Source organism: Streptomyces sp. NPDC048441 (genome assembly GCF_043200235.1).
Classification (GTDB): domain Bacteria; phylum Actinomycetota; class Actinomycetes; order Streptomycetales; family Streptomycetaceae; genus Streptomyces.
In genome coordinates this window covers 154,681-174,903 of record NZ_JBICXM010000009.1, presented here as the reverse complement: position 1 = coordinate 174,903, position 20,223 = coordinate 154,681, and the positions used below count along the sequence as shown (strand labels likewise).

At 70.0% G+C, this 20,223-nt stretch carries 14 protein-coding genes; 7 read left to right on the top strand and 7 right to left on the bottom strand.

Annotation, left to right across the window (positions count from 1 at the left end):
* Positions 1–131 precede the first annotated feature (131 nt).
* From ACGFSB_RS23255 to ACGFSB_RS23245, 3 genes are all read left to right on the top strand, one after another.
* Positions 132–1,562 (top strand): sensor histidine kinase, encoded by a 1,431-nt coding sequence (locus ACGFSB_RS23255; RefSeq protein WP_393402374.1) that lies wholly within the window; start codon positions 132–134, stop codon positions 1,560–1,562.
* A 12-nt stretch (positions 1,563–1,574) separates the two neighbouring features.
* Positions 1,575–2,219, top strand: coding sequence for a response regulator (locus ACGFSB_RS23250; protein WP_393402372.1), 645 nt, complete (start codon positions 1,575–1,577; stop codon positions 2,217–2,219).
* A gap of 169 nt (positions 2,220–2,388) precedes the next feature.
* Positions 2,389–3,816, top strand: a complete 1,428-nt coding sequence (locus tag ACGFSB_RS23245) for a PP2C family protein-serine/threonine phosphatase (protein WP_393402369.1) — start codon at positions 2,389–2,391, stop codon at positions 3,814–3,816.
* A gap of 12 nt (positions 3,817–3,828) precedes the next feature.
* Here the strand turns inward: ACGFSB_RS23245 and ACGFSB_RS23240 are convergent, their stop codons facing one another.
* Positions 3,829–5,328 carry a hypothetical protein gene (locus ACGFSB_RS23240; RefSeq protein ID WP_393402367.1) on the bottom strand — a complete coding sequence of 500 codons (1,500 nt, stop codon included), beginning with the start codon at positions 5,326–5,328 and terminating at the stop codon, positions 3,829–3,831.
* 234 nt (positions 5,329–5,562) lie between these two features.
* On the opposite strand from ACGFSB_RS23240, the gene ACGFSB_RS23235 reads away from it, so the two are divergent.
* Entirely contained in the window at positions 5,563–6,702 is a 1,140-nt protein-coding gene (locus ACGFSB_RS23235) for an aminoglycoside phosphotransferase family protein (RefSeq protein ID WP_393402365.1), read from the top strand.
* A 77-nt stretch (positions 6,703–6,779) separates the two neighbouring features.
* On the opposite strand, the gene ACGFSB_RS23230 is transcribed toward ACGFSB_RS23235, so the two are convergent.
* The 6 genes from ACGFSB_RS23230 to ACGFSB_RS23205 all read right to left on the bottom strand — a co-directional run bounded on the left by ACGFSB_RS23230 (position 6,780) and on the right by ACGFSB_RS23205 (position 15,610).
* On the bottom strand, positions 6,780–9,923 hold the full coding sequence (locus ACGFSB_RS23230; RefSeq protein ID WP_393402363.1) for a ThuA domain-containing protein: 3,144 nt from the start codon (positions 9,921–9,923) through the stop codon (positions 6,780–6,782).
* Positions 9,924–9,989: 66 nt separating this feature from the next.
* A complete protein-coding gene (locus ACGFSB_RS23225) occupies positions 9,990–10,862 on the bottom strand; it encodes a sugar phosphate isomerase/epimerase family protein (protein WP_393402360.1) in 873 nt (290 codons plus the stop codon).
* Entirely contained in the window at positions 10,859–12,109 is a 1,251-nt protein-coding gene (locus tag ACGFSB_RS23220; RefSeq protein ID WP_393402357.1) for an ABC transporter substrate-binding protein, read from the bottom strand. The genes ACGFSB_RS23225 and ACGFSB_RS23220 overlap by 4 nt, the downstream gene beginning before the upstream one ends.
* Entirely contained in the window at positions 12,109–13,119 is a 1,011-nt protein-coding gene (locus ACGFSB_RS23215) for an ABC transporter permease (protein WP_393402354.1), read from the bottom strand. Before ACGFSB_RS23215 ends, ACGFSB_RS23220 begins: the two co-directional genes overlap by 1 nt.
* The gene (locus ACGFSB_RS23210; protein ID WP_393402350.1) at positions 13,116–14,126 is read right to left on the bottom strand and encodes an ABC transporter permease; all 1,011 of its coding nucleotides are present in this window, start codon (positions 14,124–14,126) and stop codon (positions 13,116–13,118) included. The genes ACGFSB_RS23215 and ACGFSB_RS23210 overlap by 4 nt, the downstream gene beginning before the upstream one ends.
* Positions 14,123–15,610, bottom strand: a complete 1,488-nt coding sequence (locus ACGFSB_RS23205; protein ID WP_393402770.1) for a sugar ABC transporter ATP-binding protein — start codon at positions 15,608–15,610, stop codon at positions 14,123–14,125. The genes ACGFSB_RS23210 and ACGFSB_RS23205 overlap by 4 nt, the downstream gene beginning before the upstream one ends.
* A gap of 191 nt (positions 15,611–15,801) precedes the next feature.
* Here ACGFSB_RS23205 and ACGFSB_RS23200 point away from each other — a divergent pair, with 191 nt between their 5' ends.
* The 3 genes from ACGFSB_RS23200 to ACGFSB_RS23190 all read left to right on the top strand — a co-directional run bounded on the left by ACGFSB_RS23200 (position 15,802) and on the right by ACGFSB_RS23190 (position 20,183).
* Positions 15,802–16,995 carry an ROK family protein gene (locus ACGFSB_RS23200; RefSeq protein WP_393402348.1) on the top strand — a complete coding sequence of 398 codons (1,194 nt, stop codon included), beginning with the start codon at positions 15,802–15,804 and terminating at the stop codon, positions 16,993–16,995.
* Between the two features lie 139 nt (positions 16,996–17,134).
* Positions 17,135–17,971 (top strand): alpha/beta hydrolase, encoded by an 837-nt coding sequence (locus tag ACGFSB_RS23195; RefSeq protein ID WP_393402346.1) that lies wholly within the window; start codon positions 17,135–17,137, stop codon positions 17,969–17,971.
* A 211-nt stretch (positions 17,972–18,182) separates the two neighbouring features.
* Complete coding sequence (locus tag ACGFSB_RS23190) at positions 18,183–20,183, top strand: N-acetylmuramoyl-L-alanine amidase (RefSeq protein ID WP_393402344.1); 2,001 nt, start codon at positions 18,183–18,185, stop codon at positions 20,181–20,183.
* The last annotated feature ends 40 nt before the right edge of the window (positions 20,184–20,223 follow it).

Sequence of the window (20,223 nt, the reverse complement as noted above, 5' to 3'; positions counted from 1 at the left end):
CTCCAAGCCCGTCGCCGACGTCCTCTCGCCCTGGACGGGCTTCGCCGTGATGTGTCTCTACGCAGCCCTCGTCCTCGGCGCGGGGTGGCGCTCGCTGGCCCGCCGTGACGCCTGACAGGACACTGGACGACATGCACGTCACACGCCCGACATCTGCCACCACCGCCACCACCACCAGCGCGCCGGAGCGCCCCGGGACAGTGGTCGGCGTGGCAGGGGCGCGCGGCTTGGCGCGAGCCGTGGTGCGCGCCCCGTTCACCCGGCGGGCGTGGGCCGAAGTGGCGTACTGCTTCATCGCGTTCCCGCTCGGCCTCGTGGGCGGGGTGCTCCTCGCGGTGACGCTCGCCCTGGGGGCGGGGTTCACGGTGTCGGTGGTGCTGGTCGTGGTCGGCGCGCTGCTGCTCATCGCGGGGCTCCAGCTGTCCCGCGCGCTCGGCAGCGTCCACCGCCGGCTCGCCGCGCTGCTTCTGGGGGATCGGACCGCCGCGCCGCCGCCGCTTCGTCCGGTCGGCCGGTTCGTCAGCCGCCTCGACGCCAGACTGTGGGACGGGACCGGATGGCGGTCGGCGGCCTATGTCCTGACGAAACTGCCGGTCGGCTGCCTCGGGGCGTACGCCGTTCTCTGGTGGGTCACGGGTCTTGTCAACCTCACGGCGCCGCTGCGGTGGGCGGTGTTCGGGCAGCAACCCGAGCCCGGTGACACCGAGGGCATGTCGGTCCTCACGCCGTTCCCCTTCGGCGGCCTTGATGCGGACGCGTTCACCGGCACCTTCCTCGCGGTCGCCATCGGTGTCGGCACCCTGCTGTGCGCGCCCTGGGTGACCCGGCTGGTGGCGGAGGCCGATCGCTGGCTGATCGCCGCCCTGCTCGGGCCGGGTCAACTGGACGACCGTGTGCGGGACTTGGAGGAGACACGGGCGCTCGCCGTGGACGATTCGGTGGCGCTGCTCCGCCGGGTCGAACGTGATCTGCACGACGGAGCCCAGGTGCGCCTCGTCGCCGTGGCGATGAGCCTCGACATGATCAGACAGCGGCTCGACGAGGGCGAAGGCAGTGGCCAGGCCGACGGCCAAGGCGGCGCTCCGTTGGATGTCGCCCGTATCCGCCAACTCGTCGACGGAGCACATGAGAACGCCACCGAGGCGCTCACCGAACTGCGTGATCTGGCCCGCGGCATCCATCCCCCGGTCCTCGACGACGGGCTGCCGGACGCGCTCGCCACGCTCACGGCACGCAGCACGATCCCCGTCGATCTGGTGACGGACATACCGGAGCGGCCGACCCCGGCGATCGAGACCATCGCGTACTTCTGCGCCGCCGAACTGCTGGCGAACGTCATCAAGCACAGTGGTGCGGGGCGGGCCGCCATCACGGTGGCTCAGTTGGACGGCCGTCTCCTTCTCCAGGTCAGCGATGACGGGCGCGGTGGCGCGGATGCCGGTGGCGGGAGCGGTCTGACGGGACTCGTGCAGCGGGTGCGGACGGTCGACGGGCGGATGCAGGTCGCAAGCCCTGACGGCGGACCGACGGCGGTCACGGTCGAGCTGCCGCTGCATGCGTGAGAACATGCCGCCATGCGCGTCGTGATCGCTGAGGATGCCGCCGTACTGCGGGAGTTGCTGGGCCAGATGCTCTCGGAGCGTGGGCATGAGATCTGTGCGTCCGTGGCAGACGCGGACGCGTTGCGCGCCGCGGTCGCCGAGCACCGTCCGGACGTCACGGTGACCGACATCCGGATGCCGCCGACCCACACCGACGAGGGGCTGCGCGCGGCGATCGACATCCGTCGCGACCATCCCGGCACGGGAGTGCTGCTCTTCTCCCAGTACGTGGAGACGAAGTACGCCACGCGGCTGCTCGCCGCGGGGTCGGCGGGCGTCGGCTATCTGCTCAAGGACCGGGTCGCGAACGTCGCCGAATTCACGGACGCCCTTGCACGGGTGGCTGCGGGCGGCACCGCTCTCGACCCCGAGGTCGTCACGCAGCTGGCCGGGGCCGGTCACCGCGCGCAGGAGCTCGCGCCCCTCACCGAGCGGGAGCGCGAGGTGCTCTCGCTGATGGCCGAGGGCCGGTCGAACGCGGCGATCGCGCAGAGCCTCGTCGTCTCCGCGGGCACCGTCGAGAAGCATGTGGCCGCCGTCTTCGACAAGCTGGGATTGCCCGCGTCGCATGACCACAATCGCCGTGTCCTGGCCGTCATCCGCTACCTGCGCGGGTGATCCGGACGCCGTCTTGCGGACGGCGGCATTCCGAAGGACATAGTCATATGCCAGAAGCACCACCGCACCGTGTGTTGCCAAATCCCTTACGAGCCACCCCCGGCTGTGCGAAAGTCATTAGCGGTCCTTCCCCCCGTTTGGTCGCACCGCATCCTCAACGGAGCACCTCATGCCGTCCCATGTCTTCGCGGACCGCCCTGCCCCCCAGCCGCCCGAGCCCGGCTCGGTCGAAGCGCTGATCACGCAGACGCGCCGGCTCCGTGGCGAGGTCGACGCCGTGCGGCGGGATGCCGTGACCGACCGCGGCGACCCGCAGGGCCGCTGGCAGCGTGCCCTCTGCGACTTGGCGGTCCATCAGCTCAACGACCTGGACGACCATCTCGCGCAGCTGCGGGACGGCCCCGTGCAACCGGCCGTGAAGCCCGCGGCTCCGGCCGTGCCCGCGACGCCACTCGAACCGCAGCACGGCTCGCTGCTCAGCCGGGTCGGCAGCGCGGAGTGGAACCTCCTGAGCGACGAGGCGAGTTGGTCCGGCGAGCTCTATCAGATCCTCGGTCGGGACCCCGGCGCTCCCCCGCTCTCCCTGGACGAACTGCCCTCCCTGGTGCACGTCGACGACCAGCCGATGCTGACGGCGATGGTCACGGACTGCCTGATCGACGGAAAGCCGATCGACGGCGAGTTCCGTATCGTGCGCCCCGACGGGGGCGTACGACAGGTGCACATGATGGGCGAGCCCGTGCTCGCCGCTGACGGCAGCACCGCCTCGATGTGGGCGGTCCTGCGGGACGTCAGCGAGCTGCGCCGCAGCCAGCGAGTGGTGCGCGAGACCCGTGACTCGTTGCAGCACCAGCGGCACATCGCGCAGACAGAGCACCGGCTCGCGGTCGAACTGCAGGAGGCTGTGCTGCCGCCGTGGCGCGGCTCCCTGCGGTTCCCGCACGGTGGACCCGCGGCGCTCGACCTCGCCGCGCACTATCTCCCGTCCTCGACGAGCGCACTCATCGGCGGCGACTGGTACGACGCGATGGAGCTGCCCGACGGCCAGTTCCTGCTGAGCGTCGGCGACCTCACGGGACATGGCGTCACTGTCACATCCGGCATGTCGATGCTCCTCGGCGCGGTCCGCGGCATGGCGATGGCAGGAGTGCGGCCGGGCCAACTGATGGGCTGGCTCAATCAGTTACTGGACACCACCGCCCAACCGGCACTCGGCAGCGCCGTCTGCTGCCAGTACACCCCGGCGACCCGCACCCTCACCTGGGCGCAGGCCGGACACCCCGCCCCGCTGCTGTTCCGCGACGGGACGGGGCGCGCGCTCACGCCGCCAGAGGGTGTGATCCTCGGAGCGACGTCCGGAGCCACGTACGGGCAGGCCGATGAGCAACTGGAGCCCGGCGACATGCTGTTGCTGCACACCGACGGCCTGGTGCCCCGGCGTGCCAGGGGCGCGGCTACGAGCCGACTGCTCTCGCTCGCACCACGCTTCATGGACACGCGCGGCGCGCAGGACTGCGTACGGACGGTCGTCGAAGAGTTCGGCGTGGCCCCGCGTGAGGACGACGCCTGTCTGCTGATCGCGCGGATCAACCCCTGATCCGCTCCCCGGCTACGTCCGGGCCCAGCCGCCACCCCCGGTCTTGGCCGCCGCCCTCGGCAGCGCCAGCCTGATCTCCTCACGCAGGTCCTGGATCTTCGGATAGCCCGAGTACTGAGCCGTCAGGCGGTACATCTCGCGCAGTCGGTCCCAGGTGCGGTGCGAGGAGTTCGACCCCATCGAGATCAGCGCCAACCGTGCGTATCGATCGGCCTGTTCCGGGTCGTCGGCGATGAAACATGCCGACGCCAGGGAGATGTAGTCGAAGATCTGCGACCGGTCGTGGCCCTTGGACCGCAGTTCGATCGCCTCCTTCGCATGGCGCTGGGCGGTGTTGGCGGCGGACGCGTCGTGATCGGCGAGGGTGCGGAAGGCCAGGGCCTGCATACCGTGCATGTCCGCCTCGTCGAACATCTGCATCCAACTGGGCGGTGGCACGTCTCCGTTGTCGGACACGAAGAGGTCCTCCGCGATGCCGAGCGTGCGGCGCATCGCCTGGCCCTTGCCCATCGACGCCTGTGCCCAGGCCTCGATGGTGTAGAGCATGGCCTGTGTGCGCGGCAGGACTTCCTCGCCCGAGCCCGACTTGGCGAGCTTCATCAGGTCGAGTGCGTCGTCGGGCCGCCCCAGATGCACCATCTGGCGCGCTGCCCGGGACAGGGCCTCACCGGCACGCGGCCGGTCGCCGCCCTCGCGGGCCGCGTGCGCGGCGATCACGAAGTACTTCTGTGCCGTGGGCTCGAGGCCGACGTCGTGCGACATCCAGCCCGCGAGGACGGCGAGATTGGCAGCGACGCCCCACAGGCGTCGCTGGAGATGGTCGGGGTGTCGGTAGGCGAGCATGCCGCCCACTTCGTTGAGCTGTCCCACCACAGCCTTGCGCTGCAGCCCGCCGCCGCGGGCCGCGTCCCAGGCTCGGAACACCTCGACGGAACGCTCCAGTTCCTCGATCTCCTGCGACCCGATGGGGGCGGCCTCATAGCGGTCGAACCCAGCGGGGTCGGCGTGCAGGGGATGGTCGGTACGGGGGGCGTCGGCAGCGAGGGCCGGATCGGTGTGCAGCCAGTCGTGCATGGCGCCGGTCAGTGCGGAGCCGGCGGCGAGCGCGGCACCCGCGCCCACCAAGCCGCGTCGGTTGAGCATGAGGTCCATTCCCGTGAATTCGGTGAGGACCGCAGCTGTCCGCTCGGGCGCCCACGGCATGCCGTCGGGGTGCTCCACACCACCGTCGCCACGTCGCTTCCCTACGCGCCCGTGCCGGACCAGGCCAAGATCCTCAATGGTCACGACACGGCCGAGACGCTCGGTGAACAGAGCCGCCAACACCCGGGGCACGGGATCGCGGGGGATCTCTCCCACGTCGATCCAACGCCGGACCCGCGAGGTGTCGGTGGCCAGCTGCGGGTGGCCCATGGCCGCCGCCTGCCGGTTCACCAGTCTCGCGAGCTCCCCCTTTGACCAGCCTGCCAGGCCGAACAGGTCCGACAGGCGGGTGTTGGGTTGTCCGTTCACGTCAAGCCCCCAGGTTCTCGGCTGAGTTGACAGTAACCCTCTGTCAGTTGCTGAGCGACTATTCGCCAGGGTTCGCCAGGGTGCGCCACATGGTGTGCCAGGGGACACCGGGTGTCAGGTAGGAATGCGCCACCCCGACCCGGCCCACCGCGGGACATTCCCCAGGGTGTTCCAAGACGGCCGGGGAAGGGAGGCGTCGCAATTCGCAGGCACACGAAGGGATCTGTATCGCCCATGTACACAGCATCGTCCTCCGTGTCCGCCCCGCCACGGCCGCTGCACAGCCGACAGCCCGGCAGCGGCCCCTATCTGGAGCCCGCGCACCCGGCGGCCGGGTCGCTCGGCGCCGGCCGGCCGCGACGCGTTCCGGGGCCCGGGACGCAACCGCTCAGCGGGAGACTCGACTTGTCCGGCCCCCAGGGGGCGCAACTGCGCACCGCGATCGCCTCGGTGCACCGCATCTGTCCGGAGTTCAATCCCGTACAGGTGCTCCGCCGCAGCGGACGCACCGTACTGCTCGTGGGAACGACAGGACGCAGCACCGCGATCGCCAAATGTCTGCTCGACCACTCGCCGGTGTGGACCGAGCGTATCCGGCACGAGATAGCGGCCTACCGCTCGTTCGTCCGGCACCGTCCTCCGGTCCGGGCCCCGCGGTTGATCGCCGCGGACCCGGAGGACTGCACGCTGGTGATCGAGCGGATGCAGGGCCGCGTCGCGGCACTGTCCCGCCATCCCGCGGTACCGCCGCCGCGCGCGGACGTGCGGTTGGCGCTCAACGCGATCCGCCACCTCAACCGTTGGCGTCCGCCACAGGATCTGTTCGGCAGGCCCATGGACTACGGCAAGCGGATCTCCCGCTTCCATGATCTTGGCCTGCTCACCGACCGGGACATGGGCGACCTGCAGAAGCTTCTGCACGGCATCGCGCACTCGGCAGGGCCGCAGGGCACCTGGCAGTTCTGCCATGGCGACGCCCTGCTGTCGAACATCCTGCTCTCGCCCGCAGGCCCGGTGTTCGTGGACTGGGAGCACGCGGGCTGGTATCTGCCGGGCTATGACCTGGCGACGCTGTGGGCGGTGCTCGGTGACGCACCGGTGGCGCGGCGCGAGATCAGTCAGCTGGCGCAGGAGCAGGGACCGGCGGCGCGTGACGCGTTCCTGGTCAATCTGATGCTGGTGCTCACCCGAGAGATCCGTACGTACGAAATGGCCGTGCAGCGCTCGATGCACGACACGACCCCGGTGGCACCGGGCCCGGCCCACCCCGGTGCCGCGCCGTCCGGTGAGGAACAACGGCTGCTGCTGCGGCGGTTGCACGACGACTGCCAGCTGGCCCGCAGGGCCGTGCGTGCGGCGGTTGGTACTCGCTGACGGGGATGAAGTCCGCAGTGCGCCGTGGAGAGTGGCGCACTGCGGACTTTTGTATGCCCCCGGCGACTTCCGGGTGACTATGACGTGGTGAACTGCACCGCGTCTACGTCAAAGGAATTGTCCTGCGTCGACTTGAAGACCACATACAGCTTGTGCGTGCCCGCCAGCGCTTCGACCGGCACGTCTGGTGTGGCCTGATAGGTGTCCCAGCCCCCGGTGTCGGGGACGGGAGTCGTGGCGAGCAGCTTGCCGTCCGGGGCGTCCGCGCGCAGTTCGATGGAGCCGACGCCGTACGGCGATGACAGCTTGTAGCCGACCTTGCTGACGCCTTCGACACTCATCGGGCTGTACGCGATCCAGTCGCCGTTGCTGATGTCGCCGATCCGCTTGCCGTTCTCGGCGCCCTCCTGGGAGACGATGCGGGTTCCCGACTGGTCGTCGTGGTACTCGGCCTGCTTGTGCTTGGGGTGCATGACGGAGCGGCCGTAGCCGGTCAGGGCGCTGACGCCGTCGCCGCCCTTGTCGGTGTACTTGGCGTTGAGGACGTACGTGAGGTCGGCGCCCTCCGGGTGGCCGCCCAGGTCACCGGTATCCACGGTGCCTTCGCAGCCGGGGATGTCGGTGGTGGGGTGCTCGTGGTCGTCGTGGCCGAGGGCCGGGTTGACGGTGACCTTGGAGCAGTCGATCGTGCCGTCCTCGGGGTCGGTGACGGTGACCTTGTAGGGGATCTTGTCGCCGAACTGGATCAGCTTGCCGTCGACCGGGGTCTCGATCTTCACCTTGGGTGCCGTGTTGCCCGCCGTGACGGGGACGTTGGCGTAGCCGGACTTGCCGGTGGAGTCGGTGACCTTCAGCTGGGCGTTGAAGTCTCCCTTGGTGTCGTAGGTGTGGGAGGGGTTGGCCTCGGTGGAGTCGTATGTCCCGTCGCCGTTGAAGTCCCAGGCGAAGGTGAGCGGATCGCCGTCCGGGTCCTTGCTTCCCTCGCTGGAGAAGTCGACCTTCAGCGGGACGGGGCCGTTGGTGGCGGACGCCTTGGCCTCGGCGAGCGGGGTGCGCTGCCCCTGGGCGTAGTCGATGCGGTAGAGCCCGGAGTCGTTGTTGCCGCCGCCGAACTCGCTGCCCCACTCCAGGACGTACAGCGAGCCGTCGGGCCCGAAGGTCATGTCCATGGGCTTGGCGAACTTCGCCGACTTCAGGAAGTCGTTGATCTTCAGAAGCTTCTCGTCCTTGTCGAAGCGGATCTCCTTGACCGAGTCGCGTGCCCACTCGTAGAAGAAGCTCGCACCTTCGAAATAGGCGGGGAACTTGGTCTTGGAGGGGTTCTTGGCGTCGTAGTGGTAGACGGGACCGCTCATCGGGGCCGAGCCGCCCGCGCCCATCTCAGGGAACTCCTTGGACGCGCCGTAGCCGTACCAGATCTCGGGCTGCTGGATCGTCGGCAGGTCCTTCAGGCCGGTGTTGTTCGGCGAGGGATTGGTGGGCTTGGCACAGTCGAACTTGGCGCCGACTTCCTGGGTGTCGGGGTTGTAGGGGGCGTACGCCTGGTTGTTGCCGTGGCAGAACGGCCAGCCGAAGTTGCCCGCCTTCTTGATGACGTTGTACTCGACCAGGCCTTCGGGGCCGCGGTTGGTCTCGGGAGCGCCGCGGTCGGGGCCGTAGTCGGAGGCGTGCACGTAGCCCGTCTTGGGGTCGACGGTGAAGCGGAAGGGGTTGCGGAAGCCCATGGCGTAGATCTCGGGGCGGGTCTTGGCCGTGCCCTGGGCGAAGAGGTTGCCCTTGGGGATGGTGTAGCCGCCGGAGTCCTTGGGCTTGATACGCAGGATCTTGCCGCGCAGATCGTTGGTGTTGCCCGCGGTGCGAGCGGCGTCCAGCATCTGCTTGCCGGGGCGCCAGTCGAGCGGGGCGTAGCCCTGCCAGTTGGGGTCGAGGTTGGGCGGGGTGTCGTCGCCGACGCCGAGATAGAGGGTGCCGTTCGGGCCGAACTCGACAGCGCCGCCGGTGTGTCCTGGCTCGGGGAAGGTGCGGTCGCGGTAGGCGGGGACGTCGATGAGCTTCTTCTCGCTCGCCAGGTCGAGGGTGTTGTCCTTCTTGACCGTGAAGCGGGAGAGGCGGTTGACGTCGTCCTTGGCGCTCGACGGCGCGTAGTAGAGGTAGATCCAGCGGTTGTCGGCGAACTTGGGGTCGAGTTCCATGCCGACGAGGCCGTCCTCGCCGCCTGCGTAGACGTCGAGCCTGCCCGCGGTGGAGGTGGAGTGGGTCTTCGGGTCGAAGATCTTCACCTCGCCGCTGCGCTGGATGTAGAAGACGCGGCCGTCCTTGGCGACGTCGAGCTCCATCGGGTCGGCGGTGTTGTCGTCGAGCGCGGTCTTCTCGTAGCCGGACCAGACCGTGCCGCCGCAGTCGCCCGGCTGGTTGCCGGCGGCCCACTTGATGCCGCCGAGGACGTGGTCGCGGAAGGCGGTTTCACTGTAGGAGGCCTTGTCGTGGCCCATGGCGGTCGCCCACACCTTGCCGCCCTCGGCGTTGCGGCACCAGGAGATGGGGTGGTCGGCGCCCATCTTGGAGCCGCCCGGGTCGTACGTCGTCTCGTCGGCGGAGACCAGGACGTGGACGTCGCCGCGGGGATTCTTGTCGAAGTTGTACCACTCCTCGGGGCGCTCCCAGCGCTGCGGGAGGCCCTTGGTGGAGGGGTGGACCTGGTCGGCGACCTTGGCCGTGCCCTTCAGGACGCCGGGCGAGTGGGCGGGCATGTGGGCGCCGCCGTTGACGGTGTCGTCCCACCAGGGGAACTGGTCCTCGATGCCCATGTCGAGGGTGTTGTGCAGGGCGACGACTCCCTTGCCGCCGCGCACGTACTTCTGCATGGCCTCGCGCTGGGCGTCGGTGTCCCAGACCATGCCGGAGTTCTGCAGCATGATGATGACGTCGAAGTCCTTGAGCTTCGCGTCGTCGAAGACCGTCGAGTCGTCGGTCTGGACGACCTCGAAGTTGTTCGCGGCGGCCTGCTCCTTGACCATCTGGATTCCGGCCGGGATGGAGTCGTGGACATAGCCGACGGCCTTGGTGAAGAGCAGCGCGCGGAAGGCGGGGGCCTTGTCGGCGGCGCTCGACGTGGCGGGCAGGAACCCGACCGCGAGCAGCAGCGCCGCGACGAAGGCGATCACCGTTCTTCGTAGGCCTTTCGCGTCACGCGCTCTTATGTCACGCACATGACAGTCCATGGGTGGTCCTCTCTGCTGGGAAGGACGGACGGACGTGCGGGATTGCCGGATGCCAGAGGGTGGGTGTCAGAGGGCGGCCACGGTTCGGCGAAGAAAGCCGAGCCCGTCCGTCGCGAGCGTGTCCTGGGTGGGCGCGAGGGGGCGCCACACGGAAGCCGCGACGGCGATGGCGTCGTTGTGGGCCGTGAAGGACTCGATGCAGAGCGTCCCCCGGTAGCCGGATTCGCCCAGGGCACGCAGGAAGCCGGGCCAGTCGAGGTGGTCGGTGCCGGGGGCGCCGCGGTCGTTGGCGCACACCTGGACGTGGGCGATGCGGTCGGCCGCCGCACGGACCGCTTCCGGAAGGGAGTGTTCCTCGATGTTCTGGTGGTACGTGTCCAGGGCGATGCCGATCGACTCCTCGGGCAGGCCTTCGAGGCCCTCAAGGGTCTGGGCGACCGTGTTGAAGAGGCTCGTCTCGTAGCGGTTGAGGGGCTCGACCGCGATGCGGACACCTGCGCGTGCCGCGTACTCGACGACCGGCGCGATGTGCTCGCGCCACTCCGCGTACGCCGCTGTCCGCGCGGCCCGGTCCATCCGCCAGGTGCGGCCGACCGCCGCGTACACGGGACCCGCGACCACGGGGGCGCCGATCGCGTGGGCCGCGTCGACGCAGCGGCGGAGGTAGTCCTGGGTGGCGCGGACGGTGTCCTGGTCCGCGCGAACCAGGTTCCGTCCCTCGGGCATGACGGCGACGACGGCCGCGGGCGTCAGACCCGTGGCGTCGAGGAGCTTGACGGCCGCGGCGGGCTCCCAGTCGTCGGGCTGCTCCAGGGGCAGCTCCACGCAGTCGAAGCCCCACCCCGCGAGGCGGGGCAGTGTTCCGGCGAGTGCGTCGGTGGTGACCGGCGAGTGCCAGATCCACGGGTTGGCGCCCAACTGCCAGGCGGTGTACGTCACTTCTTGCCTCCCCAGTCGCCCGGGAAGCCCGGCATCTGCTGGCAGCCGCACATCGCGTAGTGCAGCGGAGGCATACCCTCCTTGAGGTACTCGTCCAGGTTGTCCTGCGTGACCGTGGGCTGCGGCAGCTTCCACTCCTTGGGTACCTGCATTCCGTCCAGAATGCGCAGGGCCGCGATGACCGGCGTACGCCACTGGAAGGTCGGATACGTGGGGGCGATCGCGGTGAGCTTCTTGTCCTTCCACGCCTGGAGGAAGTCCTGCTGGTCCTCTCCGGTGATCGGCGGGACGTCGACGCCCGCGTCCTCGAAGGCCTCGACGGCGGCGACGGCCGTGGCACCGGAGTCCATCCAGACGCCGTCGATGGAGCCGTGCCGGGAGATCGCGTCGGAGACGATCGACTTGGTCTTGGCGGGGTCACCGTCGGTGAACTTGGCGTCCACGACGTCCAGTTGACTCTTGTCGAAGGCCAGTTTCGCCGCGGACCAGCGGGTCTCCAGGACGTCCACGCCGGGTGAGATGCGCAGGGCGAGGATCTTGCCCTTGGGCTTGACCTTGTCGACGAGGAAGTCGGCGGCGACCGCGCCGTAGCCGTAGCCGCCGATGGGGTTGACGAAGGTGACCGCGCAGTCCGTCTCCACGCCCCGGTCGAAGACGATGACGGGAAGCTTGCCGCAGGCCTCCTGCACGGCGGGCGTGAGGGTGGCGGTGGTGTTCGGGGAGACGATGAGCGCGTCGCAGTCCTTGTTGCCCGCGAGCTCCTGGATGTCGGAGATCTGCTTGTCGTCCTTGCCCTGGGCGTCAAGGACGGTGAAGTCGCTGATCTCCTTGTGGAGCTTCACCTCGGCCTTCATGTTCTTCAGGCCGACCTGGCGCCAGGGGTTGAAGACACCGGCGTTGGAGAAGCAGAGGTGGGTGCCGCCGGAGCCCTTCTTCTTGTACTGGGCGGTGTCGGTCATCTTCGGCTGGAGCATCTGCTCCCAGGGCTTGTCCGCCGGGCCCTGCGGCGTCTCCTTGCCGAGCTCCAACTGGCGGTCGTACTCGGCCTGTTCGAAGAACTTGGACGGCTTGTCACCGCCGTCGTCGGACCCGGCGCTCTGCGAGGCGCCCGCGGGCGATTCGGGCGGTGTGTCGCTGGAGCAGGAGGCGAGCAGGGCGCCTGCGAGGAGTGCGGCGGCGGGCACGAGCGCGCGCCTGCGGATCAGGTGCGCGTGGCCGCGGTGCGGATGGTTCAGAGGGCTGTGCATCACGAGGGTCTGCCTCCCGAGGAGTGGGTACGACGACGGCGCAGCCGGGACCAGTCGGCGGCCCCGAGCCCGACCGCGGCGATGACGATGACGCCCTGGACGGTGGACTCCAAGGCGCCCGATACGCCCTGCAGATTGAGCAGCGTGAACAGGGCCTGGAGTGAGAAGGCTCCTGCCATCGCGGCGACGACACTGCCCCGGCCGCCGCCGAGCACGACCCCGCCGAGGACCACGGCGGTGATGGCCTCGAACTCGTAGCCGCGGCCCGCCTGCGCGGAGACCCCGGAGAAGCCGCCGACGAGGACGGCGGCCAGCGCCGCCGCCGCACCGGACAGGACGAAGGCGATGATGCGGGCGCGGTGTACACGGACTCCCGCGAGAGCCGCGGCGCGTTCACTGTCCCCGGTCGCGATCAGCGTACGGCCGAAGTCGGAGCGCATCAGGAGGACGGCGACCAGGCCCGCGACCAGGCAGGCGAGGACCGCCCAGGGCAGCCAGCCCATGGCGGTGCCGCGCCCCATCTGCCGGAAGCCTTCGGAGAGTTGTCCGTGCGGGGAGCCGCCCGTCCAGAAGAAGACGGCGCCCTCCAGGATCAGCATCATGCCGAGCGTGGTGATGAACGAGGGCACTCTCAGCAGGGTGGTGATGAGCCCGCTGACGAGCCCGGCGACCGCCCCCGCGAGCAGCAGGCCCGCGGTGATGAGCGGCCAGGAAGCGTCGGGGAACGAGCCGTAGACCTCGGCCGCCGCGACGACCCCCGCGGTGACGATCGCCCCCACGGACAGGTCGAACTCGCCGCAGACGATGACGAGATACTGCCCGGCGGCGAGGATCACGAGCGGCGCCGCACGCTTGACGAAGGCGAGGAAGCGGTCGGGTTCGTAGAAGCCCGGGTCGGTGGCGGCGAGGGCGACGAGCAGGACGATGAGCAGGGCATAGACAGGGGCGCCGGTACCGAGGGAACGGACAACTCGCTTGTAGGGCGCGACGGTTGCCGTACTGACGCTCATGCGGACCTCCTGCTGCCGCGCCGGGCGTAGATCGCGACGGCGGCGATGATGACGACGCCGCGTACGACGTTCTTGAAGAACGGGTCGACGCCGAGCTGGTTGAAGACGGAGTCGAGCACGGCGAGCACGAGGACCCCGCCGAGGGTGCCCGCCACTCCCCCGCGCCCGCCTGCGAGTACGGTCCCGCCGAGCACGACGGCGGCGATCGACTCCAGGTCGTAGCGGGCCTCGGTACCGGCCCAGGGGGCGCCCGCGCCGAGCCGTGAGGCGAGGAAGAGCGCGGCGGCGCCCACGCAGAGCGAGCACAGGACGTGGGCGGCGATGATCGTGCGCCGGGTGCGGACGCCGGAGAGGCGGGCCGCGTGTTCGTCGCCGCCGGTGGCGTACAGGTGGTGGCCGAAGCGGGTCCTGCGGGTGATCAGCCACATCACGGCGGCGACGGCGGCGAGAAGGAAGATCGAGACGGGGACCGGGCCCATCCGGTCGTAGCCCAGATGCTGGAAGGAGGCGGGTACCTTGCCCGCAGGGCCCGTGTAGTTGTCCTCGATCCAGCCGCGCAGGATGAACGCGGTGCCGAGCGTCGCGATGAAGGCGTTGACCTTGAGCCCGGTGACGATCAGGCCGTTGGCGAGTCCCACGGCCGCCGAGAGTGCGAGGACGGCGAGCACTGCCGTGACGACGTTGCCGTCCTCCATGGTGGTGGCGGCGACGAGCGTGCCGAGGCTGATGAGGTAGGCCACCGACAGGTCGAGGGAGCCGGTGAGGATGACGGCGGTCTGGCCGACGGCGACCAGGCCGAGGGCGACGCAGTTCTGCAGGATGCCGACCACGTTCGAGAGCGTGAGGAAGTCGCCGCCGCGTGCGGCGACGACGATCCAGCCGAGCGCGGTGACGGCCCCGGCGGCGAGCCAGACGCCGACGGCTGGGTCGGTGAGCCTGCTGCGGCTCGGGGCGCGGGTCTTCGCAACGGGGAGTGGGGCGACGGTGGTGCCGGTTGTACCGCTCACGCGGCGGGCTCCTCTCCGGGCGCGGCACTCGTGGCGAGCCGCATCACGTCCTCCTCGGCCGCCCCCGCCGGCAGTTCACCGGCGATGCGGCCTTCGGCCATGACGAGGATCCGGTCGCTCATGCCGATGAGTTCGGGCAGTTCGGAGGAGACGATCAGGACGGCGATGCCCTCGTGGGCGAGTTCACGGACGAGGGTGTGGATGGCGGCCTTGGCGCCCACGTCGACGCCTCGGGTCGGCTCGTCGAAGAGCAGGATGCGGGGTCGTGCGGCCAGCCACTTGGCGATGACGACCTTCTGCTGGTTGCCGCCGGAGAGGTACTGGGCCTGCTGGTCCTCTCCGCGCGCCTGCAACCGCACCCGTTCGAGGAGTGCGGTGAGTTCGCCTGCGGCGGGCGGTCCCCCGCGGTCCGGGACCGCGCGCGTCACGAGCAGTGCGTTGTCGCGCACCGACTGGCGCAGGGCGAGCCCCTCGGCCTTTCGGTCCTCGGTCACCAGAGCGATCCCGGCGCGGATGGCCTGCCGCGGGCTGGTGGGCCGCAGGACGTCCGCGCCCACCGCCATCACTCCGCGGGTGAACGGCGCCGCTCCGAACAGGGCCCGCGCCAGGGACGTACGACCGGATCCCTCAAGGCCCGCGATGCCGGTGATCTCGCCCGCGCGCAGCGTCAGGTCGATGTCGCGGAGCCGGTCGTTGCCGCCGCCGGTGACCGTCAGGCGCACCGAGCCGATGTCGTCGGGGCGTGCGCGCGGCGGGTAGTAGGCGCTCAACTCCCGGCCCACCATGGCTCGTACGACGTGATCGGTGTCCGTGTCGGCCGTGCGCACCGTCGTCACGTGTCGGCCGTCCTTCAACACCGTGATCCGCTGCGAGAGTTGGAAGACCTCGCGCAGCCGGTGCGAGATGTACAGGATGCCGAGGCCGCGGCCCGCGAGGCGGCGCACGAGGTCGTGCAGGAGGCCCGCCTCGTGGTCGGCGAGCGGTGCGGTCGGCTCGTCCATGACCAGGACACGGACGTCCGATGCGAGCGCCTTGACGATCTCGACGGTCTGCTGGCGTGCGACGGACAGATCGCGGATGTACGTCCGTGGCGTGATGCCTGATACGCCTACCTCGGCGAGGAGTTCGGCCGTGCGCGCCTCCATGGCTCGGCGGTCGACGAGGCCGTAGCGGGTCGGCTCGCGTCCCAGAAAGACGTTCTCGGCGACCGTGCGGTGCGCGAGCAGCGCGAACTCCTGGTGGATGATGCCGATCCCGGCGGCTTGGGCCTGCGCGGGATGGCCGAAGGAATGCTCTGTTCCGTCGAGCACGATGCTGCCCTCGTCCGGGACGTGTTCACCCGCGAGGACCTTCATCAAGGTGGACTTGCCCGCGCCGTTCTCACCGACAAGTGCGTGCACCTCGCCCGCGGCGAGATCGAGCGATACGTCGTGCAGCACACGCACTCCGAGAAAGCTCTTGGACACCCCGCGCATCGCCAACATCTGTTGCGTCGCCTGCATCGCCTGCACCCTCGGCTCCTTCGGCAGCGGTCTGTGGAGCAATGTGATGAGGGAACTTTGACCTGTCAAGGGCTCAAGCAGCTTTCTTTGCAAGGCAGTTGACGGCGACTTAGGTCGATCAGCGAACACCATCGGCCTTGTGAGCAGCGGAAGTCGTCCCTATGGTGGCTGACATGTCTGGAGCGCCGGATCACCCCGTTTCCCTGCCGTCGTCGCCCGGCGAGGTCCTCGCCCTGCTCCGCACGGGGGCCGCGGAGACCCGCGCCGACATCGCACGGGTGACAGGTCTCGCACGCTCCACGGTGTCGCAGCGGGTGGACGCGCTGATCGCCCACGGCTTCCTCACGGAGGACGCGGACGGCGGGTCCACGGGAGGACGCCCACCGCGCCGCCTACGGCTCCGCACGCGCGAACACGCGGTGGCGGGCGTCGACTTGGGGGCCTCGCACTGCCGGGTCGCCCTCCTCGACATCGGCGGCGAGATGCTCGCCCTGCGCGAGGACCCGCTCTCCATCGCGGACGGCCCGCAGGAAGTGCTCGGCCATGTCGAGCGGACGCTGCACGCCCTGCTCGACGAGGCCGGGCGCGACCCGGCGTCACTGCAGTCCATCGGGGTCGGGGTGCCTGGTCCGGTGGAGTTCTCGACGGGCCGCCCGGTGGATCCGCCGATCATGCCGGGCTGGCACCACTACCCCATCCCGGAGTTCTTCGCCGAGCGGTTCGGCGCACGGGCCCTCGTCGACAACGACGTGAACGTGATGGCGCTCGCCGAGCAGCGCCGCGCCTTCCCCGACACGCGCTATCTGCTGTACATCAAAGTGGGCACGGGCATCGGCTGCGGCATCGTCGCGGACGGCCGTCTGCACCGGGGCGCGCAGGGCAGCGCGGGCGACATCGGGCACATCCGGGTCGGTGACATCGAGGACCCCTGCCGGTGCGGCAACTCCGGCTGTCTGGAGGCGGTGGCGGGCGGCGCGGCGATCGCGCGCAAGCTCTCCGGGCTCGGCCTCGAAGCGACCTCGGGCAGCGATGTCGTACGCCTGGTGAAGTCGGGCAACCGCGATGCCGTACGCATGGTGCGCGAGGCGGGCCGAGCGGTGGGCGAGGTACTCGCGGGCCTGGTGAACTTCTTCAATCCCGACACGGTGGTGGTCGGCGGGGCGCTGGCCGCCGTCCACGACCAACTCCTCGCGGGCGTACGGGAAGCGGTGTACCGCCGCTCGCATCCGCTGGCCACCCATGTGCTGCGGATCGAGCCGAGCCGCACCGGCGAGAACGCGGCGGCGATCGGGGCGGGGATTCTCGCGGTCGAGCACGCCTTGTCGCCGCGACAGGTGGACCGGGTCCTGGGGGGCGCGGCGCGCTGACGAGCGCGGGGAGAGAGAGCGGGGAGAGCGCGGGTCCGCGTAGACAGGCCCGCGTAGACCGGACGGGGCACCGTGCAGCACCGGCCATACCGTCAACTGCCCTATACCCCGGCGGGACTTGCGACCGTAAATTCAGGTTATGCCCCCCAACGACGCACAGCAGATCGAGCGGGCCAACGCCGCCCCCGATCGTGTTCCGGTCGTGTTCGTGCACGGCCTGTGGATGCTGCCCAGCAGCTGGGACGCGTGGACGGCCCATTTCGAGGCAGCCGGTTACGTCCCCGTCGCCCTGTCCTGGCCCGACGATCCGGACACGGTGACCGAGGCCAGGCAGCGCCCCGAGGTCTTCGCGGGCAAGACCGTCGGGCGGATCGCCGACCATCTGGCGGGTCTGATCGACGGCCTGGAGCGCAAGCCGGCCATCATCGGGCACTCCGTCGGGGGGCTGCTCACGCAGATCCTCGCGGGCCGCGGTCTCTCCACCGTGTCGGTGGCGATCGACCCCGTGCCGTACCGCGGCATCCTGGCGCTGCCCGTCTCGACCCTGCGCACCCTGCGCCCCGTGATCAGCAACCCGGCCAACCGGAAGCGCGCGCTACCGCTGACGTATGAGCAGTTCCGCTACGCCTACGCCAACGCCGTCACCGAGCAGGAGGCCAAGGAGATCTACAGGCAATTCGCCGTCCCCGCCCCCTGCGCGCCGCTCTTCCAGGCAGCCGCGGCCAACATCAACCCCCGGACGGACATGAGGGTCGACTACCGCAACCCCCGGCGCGGCCCGCTCCTGATCATCTCCGGCGAGAAGGACCACGCCATCCCGTGGGCGCTCGCCAACGGGGCGTACAAGAAGCAGAAGCAGAACTCCAGCGTCACCGAGATCACCGAGATGGCCGGCCGTGACCACGCACTGACGATCGACAGCCGCTGGCAGGAGGTCGCGGACACTTCGCTGGACTTCGTACGTCGCTTCGCCTGATCCCTGTCGCACTGGCCGAGAACGCATTGGTCCATTCCAGTGACGCGTCGCAGGCCGTGGGGCCTTCCGTGGCGAAACCCGCCGGGGACCGGCCCTGACATGGGAAATCCTTATTCCTGGGCATGATTGACGGATCGTCGGAGAGCCGGTACCACTGACGCACGCCCGGCCCCGCACGCCCCATCACGCTTCATCGTCCCAGGAGGCTGCATTGCGAGGATCCGCCACCGCCCGCACCCCTGCCGCGCACAGACGTGCCGTCAGGGCCGCGGGCGCCCTTGTCTCCGCCGGTCTGCTGCTTCCGCTGCTCGGCGCCGCCCCGTCACCGCCCCCGTCGGACGCGCCCGACCAGGCGTCTTCCGTACGGCTGCAAGGTGCCTTCACGGCCGCCGCCGCTGAGTACAAGGTGCCGCAGAGCGTGCTGCTCGGTGTCTCGTACCTCCAGTCCCGCTGGGATGCCCACGGCGGTGCGCCGAGCGTCACCGGCGGCTACGGCCCGATGCACCTCACCGACGCACGTACCGCCATCGCCGCTGCCCCGCACCACAGCGAGGGCAAGGAGGACCCGCGCGGCGACGACTCGCGCGGCGTGCTCGCCCCGAAGGCCGCGCTGCCCAAGGACTCCCAACTCCCCGCCCGGCTCAAGACGTTGCCGCGCGCCGCCGAGCTCAGCGGCCAGTCCGCGGAGCGCCTTCGCACCGACCCGGCGGCCAACGTACGCGGCGGGGCCGCCCTGCTCGCCGCCGCGCAGAGGAAGCTCGGGAAGCCGCTGAGCGACGACCCGGCCGACTGGTACGGCGCGATCGCCCGCTTCTCCGGCGCGGACGACCAGGCCACGGCGGCGACCTATGCGAACGACGTCTTCGCCGTCATCCACGACGGGCAGTCGCGCACCACGGACTCCGGGCAGCACGTGGCCCTCGGGGCGGTCAGTGGCCTGGAGCCGGAACCCGCGCAGGTGCGGAGCATGGGGCTCCGGAAGGCCCCCACGGGCGAGACCGAGTGCCCTTCCACCGTGTCCTGCGAGTGGATTCCGGCGCCGTACGAGGAGTTCAAGGACCCGCAGGGCAACGACGACTACGGCAATCACGACCTGTCGGACCGCCCCAAGACCCAGCGCATCGACTCCATCGTCATCCATGACACCGAGGGCCGCTGGGAAGGCGTCCTCAAGCTGGTGCAGGACCCCACGTACGTGTCCTGGCAGTACACCCTGCGCTCCACCGACGGCCACATCGCCCAGCACGTGAAGGCCAAGGACGTCGCCTGGCACGCGGGCAACTGGTACGTGAACTCGAAGTCGATCGGCCTGGAGCACGAGGGTTTCCTGACGGCTCCCGACACCTGGTACACCGAGGCGATGTACCGCTCGTCGGCGCGCCTGGTGAAGTACCTCTCCAAGAAGTACCGCATCCCGCTGGACCGCCAGCACATCATCGGCCACGACAACGTCCCCGGCACGCTGCCGTCGACGATCGCGGGCATGCACACCGACCCCGGCCCCTACTGGGACTGGCAGCACTACTTCACGCTGATGGGCAAGCCGTTCAAGCGCACGGCGGGGCCGAACGGCGGTCTGGTGACGGTGGCACCCGAGTACGCCAAGAACCGGCCGGAGTACACGGGCTGCGTCAAGCCTGGTGACAAGTGCACCCCGCACGGTTCGGCCGCGGTGCGCGTCCACACCGAGCCGCGTGACGACGCGCCGCTCATCAAGGACATCGGCCTGCGCCCCGGCGGCGGCGATTCGACGATCGGCGTGAACGACACCGGCGCGCGCCTGTCCACCGGCCAGCAGTACGCGGTCGCCGACCGCCAGGGTGACTGGACGGCCGTCTGGTATCTGGGCCAGAAGGCCTGGTTCAAGAACCCGGCGAAGCAGCCGACCGCCGTCGACGCGTCGGGGCTCGTCGTGACGCCGAAGGGCGACGCGAAGGAGATCCCGGTGTACGGGCGGGCCTACCCGGAGAAGGAGGCGTACCCGGCGGGCGTGCCCGTGCAGCCGGTCACGCCGCTGCCGTACAAGCTCCTCGCCGGCCAGAAGTACGCGACCGGCGGCAAGGTGCCCGGCGAGTACTTCTACGCGCCGACGTTCGACACGGCGCCGCACAAGGTGGTGCGCGGCAAGGACACGTACTACGAGGTCCAGTTCGGGCACCGCGTGGCGTATGTGCGGGCGGCGGACGTGCGGGTGGTGCCGTCGGGCTCCTAGAGCCGCCGAAGACTGTCAGGGCCGGGTCTGCGTGGGGGCA